The organism is Thermodesulfobacteriota bacterium (assembly GCA_040754335.1).
GTDB lineage: Bacteria > Desulfobacterota_D > UBA1144 > Nemesobacterales > UBA2774 > 2-12-FULL-53-21.
Genome location: JBFMCV010000003.1, coordinates 342,801 through 360,763, shown reverse-complemented (window position 1 = coordinate 360,763; position 17,963 = coordinate 342,801). Strand labels below are relative to the sequence as shown.

General features: G+C 53.9%; 16 protein-coding genes and 1 tRNA gene. 7 read left to right on the top strand and 10 right to left on the bottom strand.

Going from position 1 to position 17,963, the window contains the following annotated elements:
• Nucleotides 1-39: 39 nt before the first annotated feature.
• Nucleotides 40-1,053, top strand: coding sequence for an AMP-binding protein (locus tag AB1598_07970; protein ID MEW6144934.1), 1,014 nt, complete (start codon nt 40-42; stop codon nt 1,051-1,053).
• Here AB1598_07970 and xseA read toward each other — a convergent pair.
• The 4 genes from xseA to AB1598_07950 form a co-directional block, all read right to left on the bottom strand.
• Nucleotides 1,050-2,219 carry an exodeoxyribonuclease VII large subunit gene (gene xseA, locus AB1598_07965; GenBank protein ID MEW6144933.1) on the bottom strand — a complete coding sequence of 390 codons (1,170 nt, stop codon included), beginning with the start codon at nt 2,217-2,219 and terminating at the stop codon, nt 1,050-1,052. The two genes, AB1598_07970 and xseA, sit on opposite strands and share 4 nt — an antisense overlap.
• Before the next feature lie 68 nt (nt 2,220-2,287).
• Nucleotides 2,288-2,785 (bottom strand): pentapeptide repeat-containing protein, encoded by a 498-nt coding sequence (locus tag AB1598_07960; protein MEW6144932.1) that lies wholly within the window; start codon nt 2,783-2,785, stop codon nt 2,288-2,290.
• Nucleotides 2,786-2,824: 39 nt separating this feature from the next.
• Nucleotides 2,825-4,309 (bottom strand): FAD-dependent thymidylate synthase, encoded by a 1,485-nt coding sequence (locus AB1598_07955; protein ID MEW6144931.1) that lies wholly within the window; start codon nt 4,307-4,309, stop codon nt 2,825-2,827.
• A 72-nt stretch (nt 4,310-4,381) separates the two neighbouring features.
• On the bottom strand, nt 4,382-5,134 hold the full coding sequence (locus AB1598_07950) for an NAD-dependent deacetylase (GenBank protein ID MEW6144930.1): 753 nt from the start codon (nt 5,132-5,134) through the stop codon (nt 4,382-4,384).
• A 156-nt stretch (nt 5,135-5,290) separates the two neighbouring features.
• Between AB1598_07950 and AB1598_07945 the strand changes: the two genes are divergently transcribed.
• On the top strand, nt 5,291-5,632 hold the full coding sequence (locus tag AB1598_07945; GenBank protein ID MEW6144929.1) for a DUF971 domain-containing protein: 342 nt from the start codon (nt 5,291-5,293) through the stop codon (nt 5,630-5,632).
• Between the two features lie 4 nt (nt 5,633-5,636).
• On the opposite strand, the gene AB1598_07940 is transcribed toward AB1598_07945, so the two are convergent.
• Entirely contained in the window at nt 5,637-6,356 is a 720-nt protein-coding gene (locus tag AB1598_07940; GenBank protein MEW6144928.1) for an SIMPL domain-containing protein, read from the bottom strand.
• Between the two features lie 243 nt (nt 6,357-6,599).
• Here AB1598_07940 and rnc point away from each other — a divergent pair, with 243 nt between their 5' ends.
• Nucleotides 6,600-7,274 (top strand): ribonuclease III, encoded by a 675-nt coding sequence (gene rnc, locus AB1598_07935; GenBank protein ID MEW6144927.1) that lies wholly within the window; start codon nt 6,600-6,602, stop codon nt 7,272-7,274.
• 11 nt (nt 7,275-7,285) lie between these two features.
• Here the strand turns inward: rnc and AB1598_07930 are convergent, their stop codons facing one another.
• The 3 genes from AB1598_07930 to AB1598_07920 all read right to left on the bottom strand — a co-directional run bounded on the left by AB1598_07930 (nt 7,286) and on the right by AB1598_07920 (nt 11,253).
• Nucleotides 7,286-8,722: a sigma-54 dependent transcriptional regulator gene (locus AB1598_07930; protein MEW6144926.1), complete on the bottom strand. Its 1,437-nt coding sequence runs from the start codon at nt 8,720-8,722 to the stop codon at nt 7,286-7,288.
• Between the two features lie 65 nt (nt 8,723-8,787).
• Nucleotides 8,788-9,846, bottom strand: coding sequence for an ATP-binding protein (locus tag AB1598_07925; GenBank protein ID MEW6144925.1), 1,059 nt, complete (start codon nt 9,844-9,846; stop codon nt 8,788-8,790).
• Between the two features lie 105 nt (nt 9,847-9,951).
• Nucleotides 9,952-11,253, bottom strand: coding sequence for a homoserine dehydrogenase (locus AB1598_07920; GenBank protein ID MEW6144924.1), 1,302 nt, complete (start codon nt 11,251-11,253; stop codon nt 9,952-9,954).
• A gap of 104 nt (nt 11,254-11,357) precedes the next feature.
• On the opposite strand from AB1598_07920, the gene AB1598_07915 reads away from it, so the two are divergent.
• The 4 genes from AB1598_07915 (at nt 11,358) to metW (ending at nt 14,878) form a co-directional block, all read left to right on the top strand.
• Nucleotides 11,358-11,433 (top strand) — tRNA-Ala (locus tag AB1598_07915).
• Nucleotides 11,434-11,793: 360 nt separating this feature from the next.
• Nucleotides 11,794-13,089, top strand: coding sequence for an O-acetylhomoserine aminocarboxypropyltransferase/cysteine synthase family protein (locus AB1598_07910; GenBank protein ID MEW6144923.1), 1,296 nt, complete (start codon nt 11,794-11,796; stop codon nt 13,087-13,089).
• Nucleotides 13,090-13,128: 39 nt separating this feature from the next.
• Complete coding sequence (locus AB1598_07905) at nt 13,129-14,274, top strand: homoserine O-acetyltransferase (protein ID MEW6144922.1); 1,146 nt, start codon at nt 13,129-13,131, stop codon at nt 14,272-14,274.
• 4 nt (nt 14,275-14,278) lie between these two features.
• Nucleotides 14,279-14,878 (top strand): methionine biosynthesis protein MetW, encoded by a 600-nt coding sequence (gene metW, locus AB1598_07900; GenBank protein ID MEW6144921.1) that lies wholly within the window; start codon nt 14,279-14,281, stop codon nt 14,876-14,878.
• A 45-nt stretch (nt 14,879-14,923) separates the two neighbouring features.
• Here metW and AB1598_07895 read toward each other — a convergent pair whose 3' ends face one another.
• Nucleotides 14,924-15,841 (bottom strand): helix-hairpin-helix domain-containing protein, encoded by a 918-nt coding sequence (locus AB1598_07895; GenBank protein MEW6144920.1) that lies wholly within the window; start codon nt 15,839-15,841, stop codon nt 14,924-14,926.
• Between the two features lie 208 nt (nt 15,842-16,049).
• Nucleotides 16,050-17,957: a glycosyltransferase gene (locus AB1598_07890; GenBank protein ID MEW6144919.1), complete on the bottom strand. Its 1,908-nt coding sequence runs from the start codon at nt 17,955-17,957 to the stop codon at nt 16,050-16,052.
• Nucleotides 17,958-17,963 lie beyond the last annotated feature (6 nt).

Sequence of the window (17,963 nt, the reverse complement as noted above, 5' to 3'; positions counted from 1 at the left end):
CGGATGAGCATATTTGTACGTCACTCACGGTAAAGACTGATGAGCGAAAAGACTATACCAGAACTCCTGCAAAATCGAGTAAAGGAGCACGGGACCAGGCTCCTCTACCAGAGGCGCGACGGCTGGAGCTGGAAACAAATTACCTGGCTCGATTTCGACCGTAAAGTGAAGAATATAGCGGCTTTCCTGCTTGATCTCGGATTCGCCAGGGGGGACGGGGCGCTCGTGGTCTCCTCGAACAGGCTCGAAGCCATCTCTTCGGAGATCGCGGTATTGCATCTTGGGGGACTGGTCATTCCGATGTCCCCTGACGAAAAGCCTGAGAGGATCATAGAGGTCGCTAATGAGCTTCGTCCGAGGTTAGTATTCCTCGAGCAGGGAGCAGCGGCGGAAGGTGTTTTGGGCTCCCTTTCTGCTCTCGGGAGCGTCGGCAGAATCATTGTCTACCCTGATGCCGGGATAACGAACGACAGGGTGCTAAACTTCAAAGCCGTTCTCAAGTTCGGATTGATGAAAAGGAAGAAGCTCGAGGACGAGCTCGCCGGTATATATAAAAATATATCGCCCGACAATCCTGCTGCATTGTTTCTCCCACCGGGTGCGGATAACGCGCGTACTGTGGAGGTATCGGAGGGTGATTTGATGGAGTCTCTCGGCAACGTCTCCCTCAGGTGTCCTCGGCTCAACGCCGAAGACCAGTCGTTTTCTTATATGACGGAGGCTAGCCCCTTCGCGAAATTTGTAAATTACCTCACACTTTATCAGGGCAGCAGGGCTGCGGTTGCCGAAGGCAGGAAGGATTTTTATCAGGATATAGTCGAGGTGATGCCTACTGTATTGTTCGAGACCAAATCGGGTCTTGAGGAGTTGTGCAGGAAATCCCTTTCGGTTTTAAACGGGCGGCAGCCGGGCAAAAAGATCCTGACGGACCTGGGAAACAGGGTGAAGCTCATCCTGACGGACTCTATCCCCGGAGGCGAGACCGGAACTCTTCTTAGAAGCACAGGCGCCAGTCTTATAGAAATCACCGAGTTCAACAATCTGCTCGGTTAATCTTCGGTTTCGGTGACCGAGCATCTGGCCTTTCCCTTATTAAAAGCGATCAGGACCTTGTCCCCGCGCGCGAGCTCTTTCGAGTCCTTGACGGTCTTCATGGACGGGAGCTTGTACGTGATGCTGTATCCGCGATCGAGCACCTTGAGCGGGCTGAGCGCGTCGAGCTTGCCGGCGAGGGCGCCCGTCTCCGATACCGCGTTATCGATCTTTATCTGAAACAGCCTTACCATGTCCGACTGCATCTGGTCTGTTTCCCTCGCATGGAACTCGACCCGGTTAAGCAGAGCGAAAGCTAATTTGGCCTTGAGCTCCGCCAGATCCTGAAGGAGCTCCGCCTTTTCCCTGACGACGATCTCCGCCGCGTTTGACGGTGTTGCCGCCCTCATGTCGGCGACGAGGTCAGCGATCGTGACGTCGATCTCGTGTCCCACGGCGGACACGACAGGGACGGGGGACTTCGCAATCTCCCTCGCGAGCGCCTCGTCGTTGAATGCTCTTAAATCTTCTTTTGAGCCTCCGCCCCTCGCGAGTATGATGAGGTCGATGCCGGGGAGCCTGTAAAGTTTGTTCAGTGACGAGATTATTTCCTTTGGCGCCTCGTCCCCCTGGACCCTCGCCGGGGAGATGAGTATTTCGAGGTTAGGGAACCTGCTGTCGAGGACCTTCAAAATGTCTTTTACCGCGGCTCCGGTCGGGGAGGTTACTATGCCGATCCTCCGGGGGAGGAAGGGCAGAGGGCGCTTTCTCTCAACGTTGAACAGGCCTTCTGACAGGAGCTTCTCCCGGAGCTGCTCGAGCGCGAGGGCCTCGGCGCCGACTCCCTTCGGCTCCATATCCCTCACGTTCAGCTGGTAAACTCCTTGTTTTTCGTAAACCCCTACGAGCCCCGAGCAAATGACCTCCATGCCGTTCTCGGGGACGAATTTTATCGCCTGGTTCGCCCATTTGAAACAGACGGCTGATATCTGGCTCGAGGCGTCCTTGAGCGAGAAATACCAGTGCCCGCTCGTGTAGTTGCCTTTGAAGTTAGAAATCTCGCCTGTGACCCACACGTACTCGAACCCGAGCTCATCTTCTATCGTCTCCTTGATCCTGGCGTTGAGCTCGGAAACGGAATATATCTGTGATTTAAATAATTCCTGAAAAGACGGGCTATCTTCCATTAGGATGTAGTATTTTGGATGGGTGGGGAATAGTCAAGGAAAGCCTGCCTTCGGGGCAAGGCATCGGTCTACCGGAAAAGCTCCGGGCGCTTATTCGACACCTCATTTAAAAGCGCGGGGTCGAGCTTCGCATTGCGCAGTGTTTTCGCGGCCGAGAGTTGGTCCGCACTCAACTTCGCGCATCCTGTCAGGTCAGCGCCTTCGAGCACAGCATCCTGAAGGTTGGCCAGTTTAAAATTTACCCCTCTGAAATTAGCTCCCGAGAGATCGGCTTTTATGAGATGCGCCCCTTCGAGCGTAGCCCCTTCCAGTGTGGCGCCTGCCAGGTTCGCTCCCTCGAAATTCGTTCCGAATAATGTAGCGTGGGTGAGCCTTGCTCCAATTAGTTTCGATCCCTTGCAGAACGCGAGCTTCATGTTCGCGTCTTCGAGATTGATGCCGCCGAGATCCGCCCCTGTGAGGTTCGCCCATGAGAGGTCGGGCTTCAAGTCCGGGTTCTCTTTCCTCCACCTGTTCCACTCGTCGGCCCCTTTTTTAATTATCGTCACGTGCTCCTGGTTTGCCATATTGGGGTCACTCTGAATTAGTGACGTGAATGTTCGAATCTAATTTACCCTCTTGAGCGCGGGGGCGACGAGGTTCGGATGATGCCTGCCTATCTCTTTCGCGAGCATACCGGTTACGTTCTTGATATCCCACTGCGCCCCTGCGGACATCCTCAAATTTATAAGGTGATAGAGCTCCCAGAGATCGAAGCTGCCGATGACACGTCTCTGGTGCGCGTTAGTCACTACGTAGCTTGCCGTCTCCGTCAGACCCTCGTTCATAAGCTTATTGTAAAGCCTCTCGCTTTTCTCAGCCGCTTCCGCGAGCATCCCGGAAACCCCCGCTTTTCCTATATTGGGCGGAATGGTAATGCCGTGCGACACAGAAGGGTCCTTGTAGATCCAGTCCGTCTTTCTGTGCCTGAGCAGCTGGTGCCAGCACGCCTCGCTTATGACGAACTCGGCCTCGTACCGGACGAGCCTGAGTGCGTTCACGGGATTGTCGTATTTCCCGAGCCTCTCGAGCGATTTCTTCAATATGCCGAGCCTGCCCGCGAGGTTTTGTCCGCGGAGAGCTTTATCGATCTCATCGCAGCCCGAATCCGAGTGCTCGAACAGTATTGCTCTGATCATTTTATCGATTGCCGTCTCTTCCGGATTCGGGGAGTCCTTACCGGTCCAGTCGATGAGGCTGACGGCTGAGCCCTCGTTCGACCGCCGCTGAATGTCCCGCCCTAGCATTGATTCTGCTGTGCTTGCGAGCTCTTCCCTCGTCTCTTTTATATACCTGTTTTCGTTGGCGTATTTTACGAGCGTGGGGACAGAGAACCTGACCTCGTCCTTTATCTCCTCCGCCCTCCGCCTGACCTCTTCGTACTTGTTCGAGAGAAGCTTCGTGAGCGAGTCCTCTATCGCTCTCGCGTTCGCCGTCATGCCGAGGTTCGTGAAAGTGGCCAGAGTGAGCGCGTACCGTGCGTCCTCGAACGCGATTTTTTCGAGCGCCCTCAGGTGCGCCTTCTCGTCCGTTCCCTCGGGAGCGGGCTCGGCGCTCTTTAAATATTCAAGCAGCCTTTCGTTGAGATTCGAGTATGTGGAATAAAGTTCGTCATTGAGTTTCAGATAATCGTTCCCGAGCGCCGGGTTTTGCTCCAGCTCCCGCGGCACATAAAAATCACCTCTCGACGGCCTCTGGTATCTCTGCGAATATTCGGTGAACGAGAGGTATTCGTTCGAGAGCTCGAGTATGGAGGAGAAAAGCCTGGATACACGCTCGATGCCGACGTGCACTGCGGCGTGCTCCGCGACCGAGGCGTGGCCGTAATTTAGCACCCACTTTTCGTGGAACTTCGCAGCCCTCTCTCTACCTAACTCCTCTTCCTGGATGACGGTCCCTATATTCTCCCTGAACCCCTTGGGACTCCTGCTCACGTATGCGAATATAACGGCGACGACCTCTTCGGGAATGTTGCTCACCGTATAGATGTCCCTGTCCGTATTCGAAACGTATCTTTCGATTTCTGGAACCTGCGGTTTTTCCTCAGCCATGGTTCTCCTCGGGTTGTCCTGTAGTATGGTGTCGCGGACGGGTTTCAGGAGTACTTATTATACCGTTACCGGTCAGGAGATGGTAATGCTCTCCTTCACCTTTTTTAAAATGTGGGCCAGCACCTGACCCGGCTTGCCGTATATGACCGCGTCTACGTAGTCGTCTGCAGGGCCTTCCTTCTCGCTTATGATGACTACCTTGGCGTTATTGTCCTTGGCGAGGAAGGGGTATGATGCAACGGGCTCGTTTTCGAGCGATGCGCCTGAGATGAGAAAGAGGTCGGCGCTGTGTAGCCTCATCCACGCCTCACGGGCTTCCCAATGGGGCGGCGGCTGTCCGGGGAAAGAGATCGCCGGTTTCAGCTGGTCGCTCCCGCATTCCCTGCATACAGGCACAATGGAGCCTTTTTCCAGCATCCCCGCGATCTCGTCTATCGAGTAATCCTTGCCGCAGCTTGGGCAGGTGATCCACAGGATGCTGCTGTTGAGCTCTATGACCGTCGTGCTCCCGGCCTTCCGGTGCAGACCGTCCGTGCTCTGGGTGAATATGCAGTCGAGGTTCCCGAGCAGCTCGAGTTCGGCTAACGCCCGGTGCCCCGGGCCCGGCTCTGCGCTGACGAGGGAGGGGTATATCTCCATGATCTTCTTCCAGTACCCGGCCCTTACGTCCCTGCTCTCCCGGAAATCCCTTATGTGAGGGTTAAGCCTCGGGTCCGAGAAATCCGGGAGCCCGCACTCGGCTGAAAGGTCATATCCCGTAAGCACTACGATCTTCCGTGCCTCCCTTATCCATTCCGCTACCGTCCCCGCGACGTCCTTTTTCATCTGGAAAGGATTATACAATTTCCGTATAAATTATGTCAACGAAACGGAATCATGCCGGGCGTTTGTTCAATATTCGCAGTGTAGGGAGTCAATTTCAGCGCAATTCGGTACAATATAGGAGCACGATTCATATATGCCGCCTGAGGGGACAGAGAGATGAAATACAAGCCCGCGGATATATCAGAGTTCAGCGATACGGCGCTGCGTATTATGTGGGACGACGGTCACGAGAGCATCTATCTTTACGAAGACCTGAGACAGGAGTGCCCGTGCGCCACGTGCAGACAGCTTAGAAAGACGAGCAAGGACGGCAGGCTCCCTTTCAAGAAAACGATACCGCTCAGGGTGAAATCCGTCTCGATCAAGCCCCTGAGCATCGAGCCCGTCGGGCAATACGCGTTCAAGTTCTGCTGGAACGACAAGCACGATACGGGAATTTATACGTACGAATTCCTTCGAGAGCTTTGCAGCTGTGAGGAATGCCGCTCGGGGGACTGACCCGTCACTCTATCTCGAACACTATGTTTACGGATGCGCTCACGGATATATCCCCGGGCTCTATGGGCGTGGGAGGAGCCGCAGGTGCGGCTTCCTTGGCGAGGGCGTAGTCCCTGTACACCGGCACGGGGTAATCGAAAGACGGTGAAAGCTGGAGTATCCTGGTTATCTTGACGCCCGCCGCCTTGGCCAAGGTCTCGGCGGTCGTCTTTGCGTCGTTCACTGCCTGGGTGAGCGCCTGCCTCCTGAATTCGTCCCTCTTCGTGGTCTCGAACGAGAGACTGTCTATGTTGTTGAGTCCCGCCTCGGCTGTGGCGTCGATAATGGTACCTATCTCTTTCAGGTTATGGGCTTCGACGATGATCCTGTTACTTGCCCTGTACCCCTTGAACTCGGATTTGCTCGTCTGGTTGTTGTATTCATAGACGGGTGCCAGGCTGTATCCGGCCGTTGAGAGCTTGTCGTTTTTGCCGAGCTTGGCTTTTATCACCTGTATGACCTTATCGGTCGTCTCCGCGTTTTCCTTGACCGCCCGGGAAGCGTTTTTCGCGAGTGTCTCGACGGAAAGGGTCAGATACGCGACGTCCGGGGCTGCGTCGGCCTTGCCGTTCCCTGTAACGCTCAGGGTGCGTTTACCATTCTGGCCGTCCTGGGCACTTGAGTTGTAACCTAATGTAAATATTAACAATAAACAAGCGAACAGGGATGCAGGTCTAATACTCATTTCTCACCTCGTCTATATAATTACGCCTCTCGGAAGCGTATCGTATTATACTCTATATTTACGATCGATTACGGGTTTGGATTTCACCCTTGTATTTGAAGCTCGACCATACGGCTTCCTCCGAGGCCGGTTTCGCTTCAAATCCTAACCCTATAAATCTCTTCCGGTATAGACTATATTTTATAATCGGCTCTAGCGAGGACGGTTGATTTTAGTCTTTCTTGATGATAATTTTCTAAGCTCATGATCGAGAAGAAGCTCAATTACAGATTCAAGGACCCGAGCCTTCTTAAAACCGCGCTAACCCATAGTTCTTACGCCAACGAGACTTCCGTCGAGAGCAACGAGAGGATGGAGTTCCTGGGCGATGCCGTATTGGGCTTCATTGTCGCGCGTGTGCTGTACGATCTCTTCCCTGATGCCGCCGAGGGGAAGCTCTCCAAGATGAGGAGCGCTATAGTGAGCCGCATGAATTTCGCCCATTTCGCCAAAGAGCTCAAGATAGACAAGCAGATACTTCTCGGGAAGGGCGAGGAGAATACAGGAGGGAGAAAGAGGCAGTCGAACCTCGCCGGAGCGTTCGAGGCGGTGATAGGCGCGGTATTCATCGACGGGGGATACAAGAAGGTCTACAGGATAGTTACGAAGCTGCTCAAGAACTGTCTTAACGGCGACGAGGAGATCTTCAGGGACTATAAGACCAGGCTCCAGGAAGTCGCGCAGAGGCAGTTTAAAAAGGTTCCGAAGTATAAGGTAGTGCTCGAGGAAGGGCCTCCTCACGACAAGTGTTTCCATGTTGAGGTCAGGCTCGGCAGAAAATGCATGGGCAAGGGGACCGGAAGGAACAAGAAGCAGGCCGAGCAGGCTGCGGCGAAAGAAGGGCTCGAGTACATAGAAAGTCTCAACAAGATCGCATGACCCTTCCGGGATTAATCCGTGTCTTTGCCCTCGAGACCCAGCTCTTCCATCTTTTTTGAAAGCGTATTCCTGTTGATGCCCAGTATCTGGGCGGCCTTTTTCTTGTTCCCGTTAGTAATCCTGAGTACGGCTTCAATGAGGGGTTTCTCGACCTTTCTGATGATTATATCGTGGATATGCCCATCGGTCTCCGTGCCCCCGGCCTCCATAAGGAAATTGACCTCGTTGGTGATGAGCTGATCGAACGATTCCTGTTCCTTCCTCGCCCTGCCTTCGAGATGGGGGGCGGCTTCGATAAGGGTCTCTCTCGTGATTACGCTGTCGGACGTCAGCACGAGGACGCGTTTGATTATGTTCTCAAGCTCCCTGACGTTGCCGGGCCAACTGTAGCCTAGCACGAGCTCTTTTGCTTCGTCGGATATTGTCCTCTTGGCTACGCCCAGCTCCCGCGAGTATTTATTGAGGAAATGCTCGATGAGCGGCACGACGTCTTCTATTCTTTTTCTGAGCGGCGGTATCTCGATCGTGATCGCGTTCAGCCTGTAGTAAAGGTCCTCCCTGAACCTGCCTTCGGCCACCTCTTTCTCGAGGTTCTTGTTCGTCGACGCTATTATCCGGACATCGACGGGAGTGGGTTTTTCACTTCCGAGTCTGTAGAATTTCCTCTCCTCGAGTATCCTGAGAAGCTTCGTCTGGAGCTCGGGCGGCATGTCGCCGATTTCGTCGAGATGCAGAGTGCCTTTGTGGGCTTCCTCGAACCTCCCCTGTTTGGGGAGAGAGGCCCCTGTGAAGGCTCCTTTCTCGTAGCCGAAAAGCTCGCTTTCGAGGAGCTCCTTCGGAATGGCCGCTATGTTGACCGCGACCATCTTTCCGTCCCTCCTCATGCTGTTCTGGTGTATGGCCCGCGCCACGAGCTCCTTGCCGGTCCCGCTCTCACCGACTACGAGCACCGTAATGTCCCGCTCGGCTACCCTGCCTATCATCTTGTATATGTTGAGCATGACCTGGGACTTGCCGACGATGTCCTGGAGGGAATCCGCTTCTCCGGATTCCGCCCTGAGCATCTCGAGCTTCTTCGAGTTCTCGTAGCTGTCTATGGCCCTCTGTACGGTGAGCTTGACCTCGTCGAGGTCAAACGGCTTGGCTATATAGTCGTACGCGCCCTGCTTCATGGCGTCTATTGCGTTCTTGACCGTGTTCTGAGCGGTGATAATGATTACAGGCGGATTGATCCCTCGCGACCTGAATTCCCTCAGCACGTCGAAGCCGCTCATATCGGGCATTGTGATGTCGAGGATTATCGAGGAAAAACCTTCCGACGATGCGCTCTCGACGGCCTTCGCCCCGTTATCGGCATAACGGACCGTGTAGCCCGCCTTCTCCAGGCATTTGCCGAGCACCCACCTTATGCTTTCTTCGTCGTCTACGACGAGTACCTTTTTTTTCATCTTATGCTTTCGATTATCAATTGCCCGTTTCGGATTTCATTTTGGTTCAGATTCGTACGCCGGAATTATACTCCGGATATAGGCAGGAACACCTTGACCGTCGTACCGGTACCGACCTCGCTGTCGACGAAGATCGCTCCGCCGTGCTTGGCGATAATCTGATACGCCAGAAAGAGTCCGAGACCCGACCCTTCTTTTTTAGTAGTATAAAAGGGGTTGAATATTTTCTCCAGCGAATCCGGAGATATCCCGCTTCCGTTATCCCTTATCTCGACAGCCATCGAATTCTGTCCCTTGAGCTTGTGCTCTGTGATCCATCTGGTGGAAACCTCGACCTGTCCTTTGCCCGGGATAGACTCGGCTGCGTTTTTAATAAGGTTGAGGAACACCTGCTTAAGCGAGTTCCTGTCGCCGTGTATGGGCGGTATCGTGACGTCGTAATTCTGCTTGTACTGTATCCGATTTCCCGCTTTGGACATCGATTCGAGGTATATGATTTCCATAAGCAGCTCGTGTATGTCTATAAGCTCGAATACCTCTTCGGCGAACGGCTCAAGCTGCTTGAGCGTGTTGAGAAGGGCGCTCAGCCTGTCGGCTTCCTTCGTTATGATCTCGGCGCATTTAAGCGTCTCCTTGTTCGGAGCGTCTTCGGCCAGGAGCTGAGCCGCCCCCCTTATACCGCTGAGCGGGTTTTTGAGCTCGTGAGCGAGCCCCAGCACGAGGTTCTCGAACTTGGACGCCGATATCTCCTGTATGCTCTTGCTGTTTAGGAACTTCGTGCCGGACATGTCCTTGACTTGCACTATCGCCCCCTTGAGGTCCCCGTCGCTCGTGAAGAGCGGGGAAGCGACGGCCTGAATGGAGATGCGCTCGCCGCTCCTCAGCGTAGGTTTAATCTCATCGCCGATTACGGTTCTGCCCTCGCCCATCGCCATTAGCGCGACCTGGTCGATCCCTTCGGGCATGAATGCCCTCGAATGCTGTCCCCTGGCCTTTTCCCTGGAAATCCTGAAAGTGCTCTCGGCGTTGTCGTTCATATCGAGCACGCGTAGGTCCTTGTCTATAATGATTATGGATTCCGGTAACGAATCGAATATTTCCTCGAAATTAACTTTTTTCGTCATATTGCCCGCGCCCGATTAATACGCGCTCTTCTCCGGGAGTTGATTCTCCCGGCTCCCGTCCGTGAAACATTAATACTAGCGAGACAGCGGCTCTCACAATCCCGGTCAAAGGTCTTCTATCCTTATGAAAGTCGTTTTCGCCCGTATGGTGGAGAACCTGTCTATCTCCCTGAGCGAGGAAAGGAGATTCTTCTCCAGAGCCTCGTGTGTCATGATTACAACCGGGACGTCCCCGCCGCCCAGGTGCCTGCCTTTCTGTATGACGGATTCGATGCTGATCCCGTGTTTCCCAAGGCTCCCCGTGATTCTGCCGAGCACGCCGGGCCTGTCTTCGGCCTGGAACCTCAGATAGTATTTGTTCGTCGTATCGCTCATTTTTATCAGCCGTGACAGCTCTTTCACCCCGTAAAACCTCGGAGGGGATGGGTGCGTGTTCCCGAGCGAGATGTCTTTCGCGATCTCGATAACGTCGCTCACGACGGCGCTGGCCGTGGGCATCATTCCCGCCCCCTTGCCGTAGAGCATGGCCGGCCCTACAGCGTCGCCTACGAGGTAGATAGCGTTAAAAGCTCCCGATACGTCGGCGAGCTGTGTTTCTTTTCTCACGAGGGCCGGATAGACCCCGGCTTCGAGTCCTTTTTCCCTCCATTTCGCGACGGCAAGGAGCTTTATCTTGTACCCGAGCTCGTCTGCGTACTCTATATCGAGCGGTGTAATGCCCCTTATCCCTTCCGCGTGAATTTTCCCGAAGCTTATGAAAATGCCGAAGGAGAGCATGATGAGGATCGAGAGCTTGTGCGCGGCGTCGATCCCGTCCACGTCGAACGACGGGTCGGCCTCGGCATAACCCTCTTTCTGGGCTTCTTTCAGGACCTCGGCGAACCCGGACCCTTCCTCCGTCATTCTCGAAAGTATGTAATTGGACGTACCATTTATTATCCCGTGTATCGAAAGTATATTGTTCGCGACGAAGCTTTCCTGCGCGGCCTTGATAATAGGTATTCCGCCCCCCACGCTGGCCTCGAACCCGACATCGACGCCATTTTCCGCAGCCGCTCCGAAAATCTCCCTGCCGTAATGCGCGAGGAGCGCCTTATTGGCCGTTACTACGTGTTTCCCGCTCCTGATGGCTCCTATCACGAGGTCCTTAGCTACACCCGTCCCTCCAACGAGCTCAATAATTATCTGGATCGAGCTGTCCCGAAGGAGCTCTCCCGCGTCCTTCGTCATCTTGTTTCTGGGGATTGCGACGGGCCTTTTCCTGTCGGGGTCGATATCGGCTATTTTTTTAAGATTTATCCTGATGCCGGTCCTCTTTTCGATTATATCCATGTTCTTACGCAGCACCTCGATAACACCGCATCCGACGGTGCCTGCGCCGATAAGGCCGACGTTAACGACATTCATCAAATTTCTCCTTTATAATCGAGGCAAAATCGAGTATAAGCTAGGAATTATACATTATTTTATTTGACTTTAAACGAATGAGGACTTAAATTAATACCTTCCGTGGGGCCGTAGCTCAGTTGGGAGAGCGCATGAATGGCATTCATGAGGTCGAGGGTTCAAATCCCTTCGGCTCCACCAGCGAAATAGGCAATGCCTCCTCTACTGTTGTCCTCCCTGCATGATTGCGGGGTTCCCATGATATCCGGTTCCTTGTGCATAAGAATTATACAAATGGTAACTAAATGACCCGGAGTGGCGTGACATTAGGTTGTAATCATGCGTCTTGTCGAAGCGCAACTCCTTGGAATTATATCAATTTGTAGCAATTGGCATGGTGATTGCCCTATTTTTCTATGATATAATCTCGTGCAATCAACAGATATTGCTGCGGCTTGGGCGCATGAGGACGGGTCTGGTTTCGAGGCATGGATACTATCTCGACATTTTTATCAAACCCGATTAAGATAAAAAATAAAATGAGACCAAAGGAGTATGTGAATGAGTAAGATCGATAGTCAGCTTAAAGTAGAGTCGCTCGCTCTCCACGGAGGGTGGGAGCCCGACCCCGCGACCGGGGCGAGGGCGCTCCCCATCTATCAGACCACATCCTACCAGTTCAAGAGCACGGAACATGCCGCGAATCTCTTCGGGCTGCGCGAGTTCGGGAACATCTATACGAGGATCATGAACCCGACGCAGGACGCATTCGAGAAAAGGATAGCCGCTATGGACGGCGGAGTCGGAGCCCTTGCAGTTTCGAGCGGACAATCCGCTACGACTATGGCGCTCCTCAACATAGCGCAGGCAGGGGATGAGATCGTATCCATGGACAACCTCTACGGAGGGACTTATAACCTGTTCCATTACACTTTCCCGCGCCTCGGGGTAACCGTAAAGTTCGTAAAGTCGAACGATTTAAAGGCACTTCAAAAAGCAATTACACAGAAAACGAAAGCAGTCTATGCCGAATCCATAGGTAATCCCAAGCTCGACGTGGCCGACCTCGAAGGTATCTCCGGCGTGGCTCACAAAAACGGGATACCGTTCGTTCTTGATAATACGGTATCCCCGTACTTATTGAGGCCGTTTGATTTCGGAGTGGATATTACTGTCTATTCGGCGACGAAATTTATCGGAGGCCACGGGACGAGCATCGGCGGAGTCATAGTAGATTCAGGCAAGTTCGAATGGGACAGCGGGAAGTTTCCCCTCATATCGGAGCCGGAGCCGAGCTATCACGGGATAGATTTTATTGAAGCTTTAAAACCGCTCGGCAATATCGCTTATATTATAAAAGCTCGAGTCACACTTTTAAGGGACCTCGGGATGGCCGTCTCTCCGTTTAACGCTTTCCTTTTCCTGCAGGGACTCGAAACGCTTCACCTCCGCATGCCGCGACATTCGGCGAACGCGCTTGCAGTTGCGATGCACCTGAAGGAGCACCCGAAGGTGGCGTGGGTCAATTATCCTGGGCTCGACGACAGCCCCGAGAAGGAGAGGGTGGCCAAATACCTGCCCAAGGGTTCTGGCGCGATACTGGGCTTCGGTATCAAAGGCGGGCTCGAGGCGGGGCGGAAATTCATCGATTCGCTACAGCTGATCTCGCACCTGGCGAATGTAGGTGATACGAAGACACTCGCAATTCATCCCGCCACGACCACGCACCAGCAGCTATCTCCCGAGGAGCAGCTTTCGACGGGCGTGACTCCGGACTTCGTCCGTCTCTCCGTGGGGATCGAGCATATAAGCGACATTATCGCAGATATAGATCAGGCGCTGGAAAAGGCGGGATAAGCTGTTCATGTGTCCCTCGGCTATTACAGAGGTTAAAGGGTGAAGACGAAGAAAATCGATAAATACGAAGACGGCGTCGGTGTTGTTGAGACGCAGTTCCATACAATCGACAGCCTTCCGCTCGAGAACGGGGAGAAGCTCGGGCCGGTAACGACAGCTTACGAGACCTACGGCTCGCTCAACGAAAATAAAACGAACGCCGTACTCATACTGCACGCACTTTCCGGCGACGCGCACGCCGCAGGGCTCGATGCGGAAGGGAAAAACCCGGGCTGGTGGGATTCGATGATAGGCCCGGGCAGGGCGTTCGATACGGACAAATATTTCGTTATCTGCTGTAACGTCATAGGCGGCTGCAAGGGGTCGACAGGCCCTTCGAGCATAAATCCGGCAACCGGCGGTCATTACGCCCTCGATTTTCCCCTAATCACGATCAACGATATGGTGGACGCGCAGAAGCGCCTTATCGATCATTTAGGCATCGATAAGCTGCTTACGGCGGCAGGGGGCTCCATGGGCGGCATGCAGGCCCTTTCCTGGCTCATCAGGTACCCGGACAGGATAAGGAGCGCAATCCCTATAGCGACCGCCATAAAACACTCCCCTCAGCAGATCGCGTTCAACGAAGTGGGGAGGCAGGCGATCATGGCCGACCCGCACTGGAATTCCGGTGATTATTACGGCGGCCTCACGCCCGCCAAGGGACTCGCCGTGGCCAGGATGATAGGGCATATCACGTACATGAGCGACATATCCATGGAGGAGAAATTCGGGAGGCAGAAGAAGGACGGGGCCCGGCCCTTCAAGTTCACGGCCGACTACGAGGTCGAAGGCTATCTCCGTTACCGCGGAGACAGTTTCGTAAAGCGCTTCGACGCCAATTCATATCTTTATATTACGAAAGCCATGGATAACTTCGACGCGACGCAGTGGAGGCCGCTGCAAGACTCCCTCCAGGGCCTGAAGACGAAGGTGCTCGTCATCGCGTTTAAATCGGACTGGCTATATCCCGCCTACCAATCGAAGGAGATAGTCAAGGCGTGTAAACGCTCGGGGATCGAGACCACGTACTGCGAAGTGGACTCCACATACGGACACGACGCGTTCCTTCTCGAGATTGACGAGGAGACGCACCTGATCTCGCATTTCCTGAAGAAAGTGTTCCACGAATGCGAAGCGGACTGAGACTATGACATATGGGAACGTCCGCTTTGACCAAAAAGCCATATTAAAACTGGTTAAGCCGCAGACGACGGTTCTCGATCTCGGGTGCGGAACGGGAGAGCTTCTTGCCATTCTGATCAAGGAAAGAGGCGTCCGAGGTCAGGGCATAGAGATAGACGACCAGGCGATTTATGCATGCGTTGCGAAGGGGCTGAACGTCATACACGGGGATATAGACAGCGGTCTGGCCGAATACGAAGATAAATCGTTCGACTACGTGATCCTCAACCAGAGCCTCCAGCAGATCAAGCACCCGGATTCGGTGCTGACGGACGCACTGAGGGTGGGCAGAAAGGTTATAATAAGCTTTTCCAATTTCGCTTATTACAAGTCCCGGCTCCAGATTTTCTTCCGGGGAAGGACCCCCGTAACCGGCGCGCTGCCTTACCAGTGGTACGAAACCCCGAATCTCCATTTCCTGAGCATTTCCGATTTTATCGACTACTGCCGCCTGAAGAACGTCAGGATCGAGAGGAGCATGTACATCAGCGAGAGCGAGAGCGTGAAGCTCTTTCCGAACATGTTCGCGCAGACGGCGATATTCCTCGTGAACCGGGGCCTGTGACGTATTCACAATACATGCGGGATTGACTTCAGTCTCATTTCGACATCAGTTTTTGGAATAGACTACTTCCCTTCCGCGGCTGCTGTAATAATCCATGCATTCCTTTTCCCGGCCGCGTATTACCCTCCTGCCCGAGAGTCTTCCCTGCCATTCGGTGACGACCGTGCACTGGTCTTCCTCCCCGTCTTTCTCGTAATAGACTATGACCCAGTCCATCATCCTGCCCAGCTTGTGCGCGAGGGGCGAGTTCGAGTACAGAACCGTGAACGACCAGCCGTCCTTCTCCTTATGATATATGGGAAGCCATTTTTCGCCTGTTGGGTTGAAGCGCTTGGGCGCAATCTTCTTGAGCTCCCCGAGGGCCGCCTTTTCCCTGTACTCCCTATCCGCTTCGAGGACGAGATTTACTCCGGGTTTTTCTGTCTCAAGCTCCCTCATCTCGTGCTCGAGCCATCGGAGCCTCCGCGCACGCCGTCTCGAGGAGCGGGAAAGTATGCCGGCGAGGGCGTCCCTTATCCCCTCTACCTTTCTCCTGCCGAGGCCGGGGACCTTATAGAGGCTCCCGTTGTGGGCGGCTATCTCAAGCTCCTCGAGCGTCTCTATCCCGAGCGTCTCATGTATCTGATGTGCTGTCTTCTCACCTATACCGGGCACCGTCTCGAAAAGCTCTTCCGGGGAGGCCTGGCCTTCGAGCCTTTCGAGTAAGCCGATCCGCCCCGTGGAAAGGAGCTCCGATATGACTGCGGCGATGCTCTTCCCGACGCCGGGAAGGGATTCTAGCCCCTTCGCGCCTTCCTTTTCGAGTATTTTTGAGACGGGCTCTCCGCATTCCCTGAGAGTGCGCGCGGCGTTCATATACGCCCTGACCCTGTATGTGCCTGCCCCCTGTACCTCGAGCAGGGACGATATGTGCTCGAGAGCATCCGCGATCTCTTCATTGCTGAATGCAATACCCTTGGCCATCGTTTGCTAATGTTCCGGTCCGTTAATGAGATGATAAGGGAAACGCGGAGGGGTTGCAAGAATTCCCGGCCGGGACCGATTCATTCCGGACGGGATGTCTATATGTGCCGCGGCTTGAGAGGAAGTCGGAAACAAAAAGGGGGACTTGCTGGTCCCCCTTTCTCTATTTCTTGATCATAATGTCCGGTTCCGACCGGTAAAGTCAGACTTATTTCGTTATGTTTCTCTTTATCGGCTGATACTGGTTCGCGCTGCTGCTAGGGACGGGCTTCGTAACGAAACGCTCCGATTCCCTGGATTTCTGCAGCTCGTGCTCCGCGAGGAGCGCCAAAGCCGGCGCGGCAAGATACTCGAGCCCTTTGAGCATCATCAATGAGCCGAGTACGAAGTGCAGTCCCATGCTGGGGATCAAGAAGAATGAAACTCCGCCCAGGGCGAGGATCAGGATTCCGATAATAGTTTCCGCCTGCACCGAGCTCAGGGCGCCCAGTCCCAGAGGAAGCTCTTTGAATTTGTTCGTCCTCTGCCAGGCTATCTCGTTTTTGAACATGCACGATATGCTCGCCACTATGTAAGTATGTGTCAGTGCGCTGTTCGCGATGAACGCGCCTATCGTGTCCTTGAGCGGGCACTTTAGGTATACGTGGTACGTCAGCCATCTTAGCGTGAACCCGCATACCAGTACGATAAGTGATGTGATCCACATGGCCTCGGGCACTTTTATAACTTCACGGTGCAGCACCATAGATACCATCGCCGCGAGCCCGAACGGAATGAACAGGGAGCCTACGCCCAAGTTCAGGTATCCGAACCCGTGGTTCAGATGATGGACTTTCTGGAGCGTGGTCATGGCCGAGGGTTTGGACATGAACTTCGGAAGATAGAGCCTGAAATGCCGCTTCAATTCCTGGACAGGCCCGAATGTCCATCTGAAACGCTGCTTTTTGTAGCCGAGGAATGTTTCGGGTATGAGTCCGCGTCCGAACGTTTCGTTCGTATAAACCGAGGAGTAGCCCGCCGCATGGATACGTATGGACAGCTCGGAATCTTCCGTCTGGCACCATTCCGCCCAGCCGCCTGCGTCTTCGAGCGCTTTTTTCCTGATGAGACACATCGTGCCCACGGTGAGGGTCGCGTCCCGCTCGTTGAGACTCGGCATGATCGTCTCGAAGAAATATTTGTATTCCCAGTAGCACATCCTCTGGTAGAGGCTCTGTCCCCACTCCCTGTAATCGTGTGGGGTCTGGACGAAGCCGATATCGGGGTTTTCGAAATATCCGACGAGACGGTCGAGGAAATCGGGCTCGACCTGGTAGTCGCTGTCGACGACGCCTATGATCTCCACGTCCGAATGCGTGTGCCTTAGAGCAAAGTTAAGCGCGCCTGCTTTTGCGCCTTTAATAGGATCCACGTGGAAGAACCTGAACTTCTCCCCAAGCCTGGCGCAGTGCGCCTCGACAGGCTTCCAGAGGTTAGGATCCTTGGTGTTATTGTCTATGACCATTACCTCGAAGTTCGGATAATTAAGCTTTGCTATGCTGTCGAGAGTTGCGATAACGATGTCCGGCGGCTCGGAATAGGCCGGCACCTGGAGGCACACTTTCGGAAAACGTTTCAGCATACCTGAGGGAAGGGGGGCGTTGGGTCTCTCCCATTTTACCTTTCCGAGCACTTCCCACTGCTCGAAGGCCGTGATTATCCCCCCGAAGAGGGTCATGAACAGGATCGGGTACCCGATGAACATCAGCACCCGCGTGACCGTGCTTACGTCGACCGATGTAATGAACCAGAATCCCCAGATCATTCCGAAGAGTGAAAAGAGGGCGTAAGTTACAAGTAAGAGCCGTCCCGCTATAGTGAAGTTTTTAAGCACCCTGTGGGCTACAAGCATTGTCGTAACGCTCAACGCCGAGAGTAGAAGAATGTCCGGCACGGAATACCCCAGTACCCATATAATCAACGCGGCTACTATATTGACGTTCACGTACTCGAGAACGCTGTAGTAGTGTTTGTCCTTGCCTATAAGGTTTTTAACGGTTATAAGCAAAACCGAAAGAGCGAAGCTCACGGCCGCGTATATATAGCCCGCTGTAATTAACTCACCAAAATTAAACATCTGAGT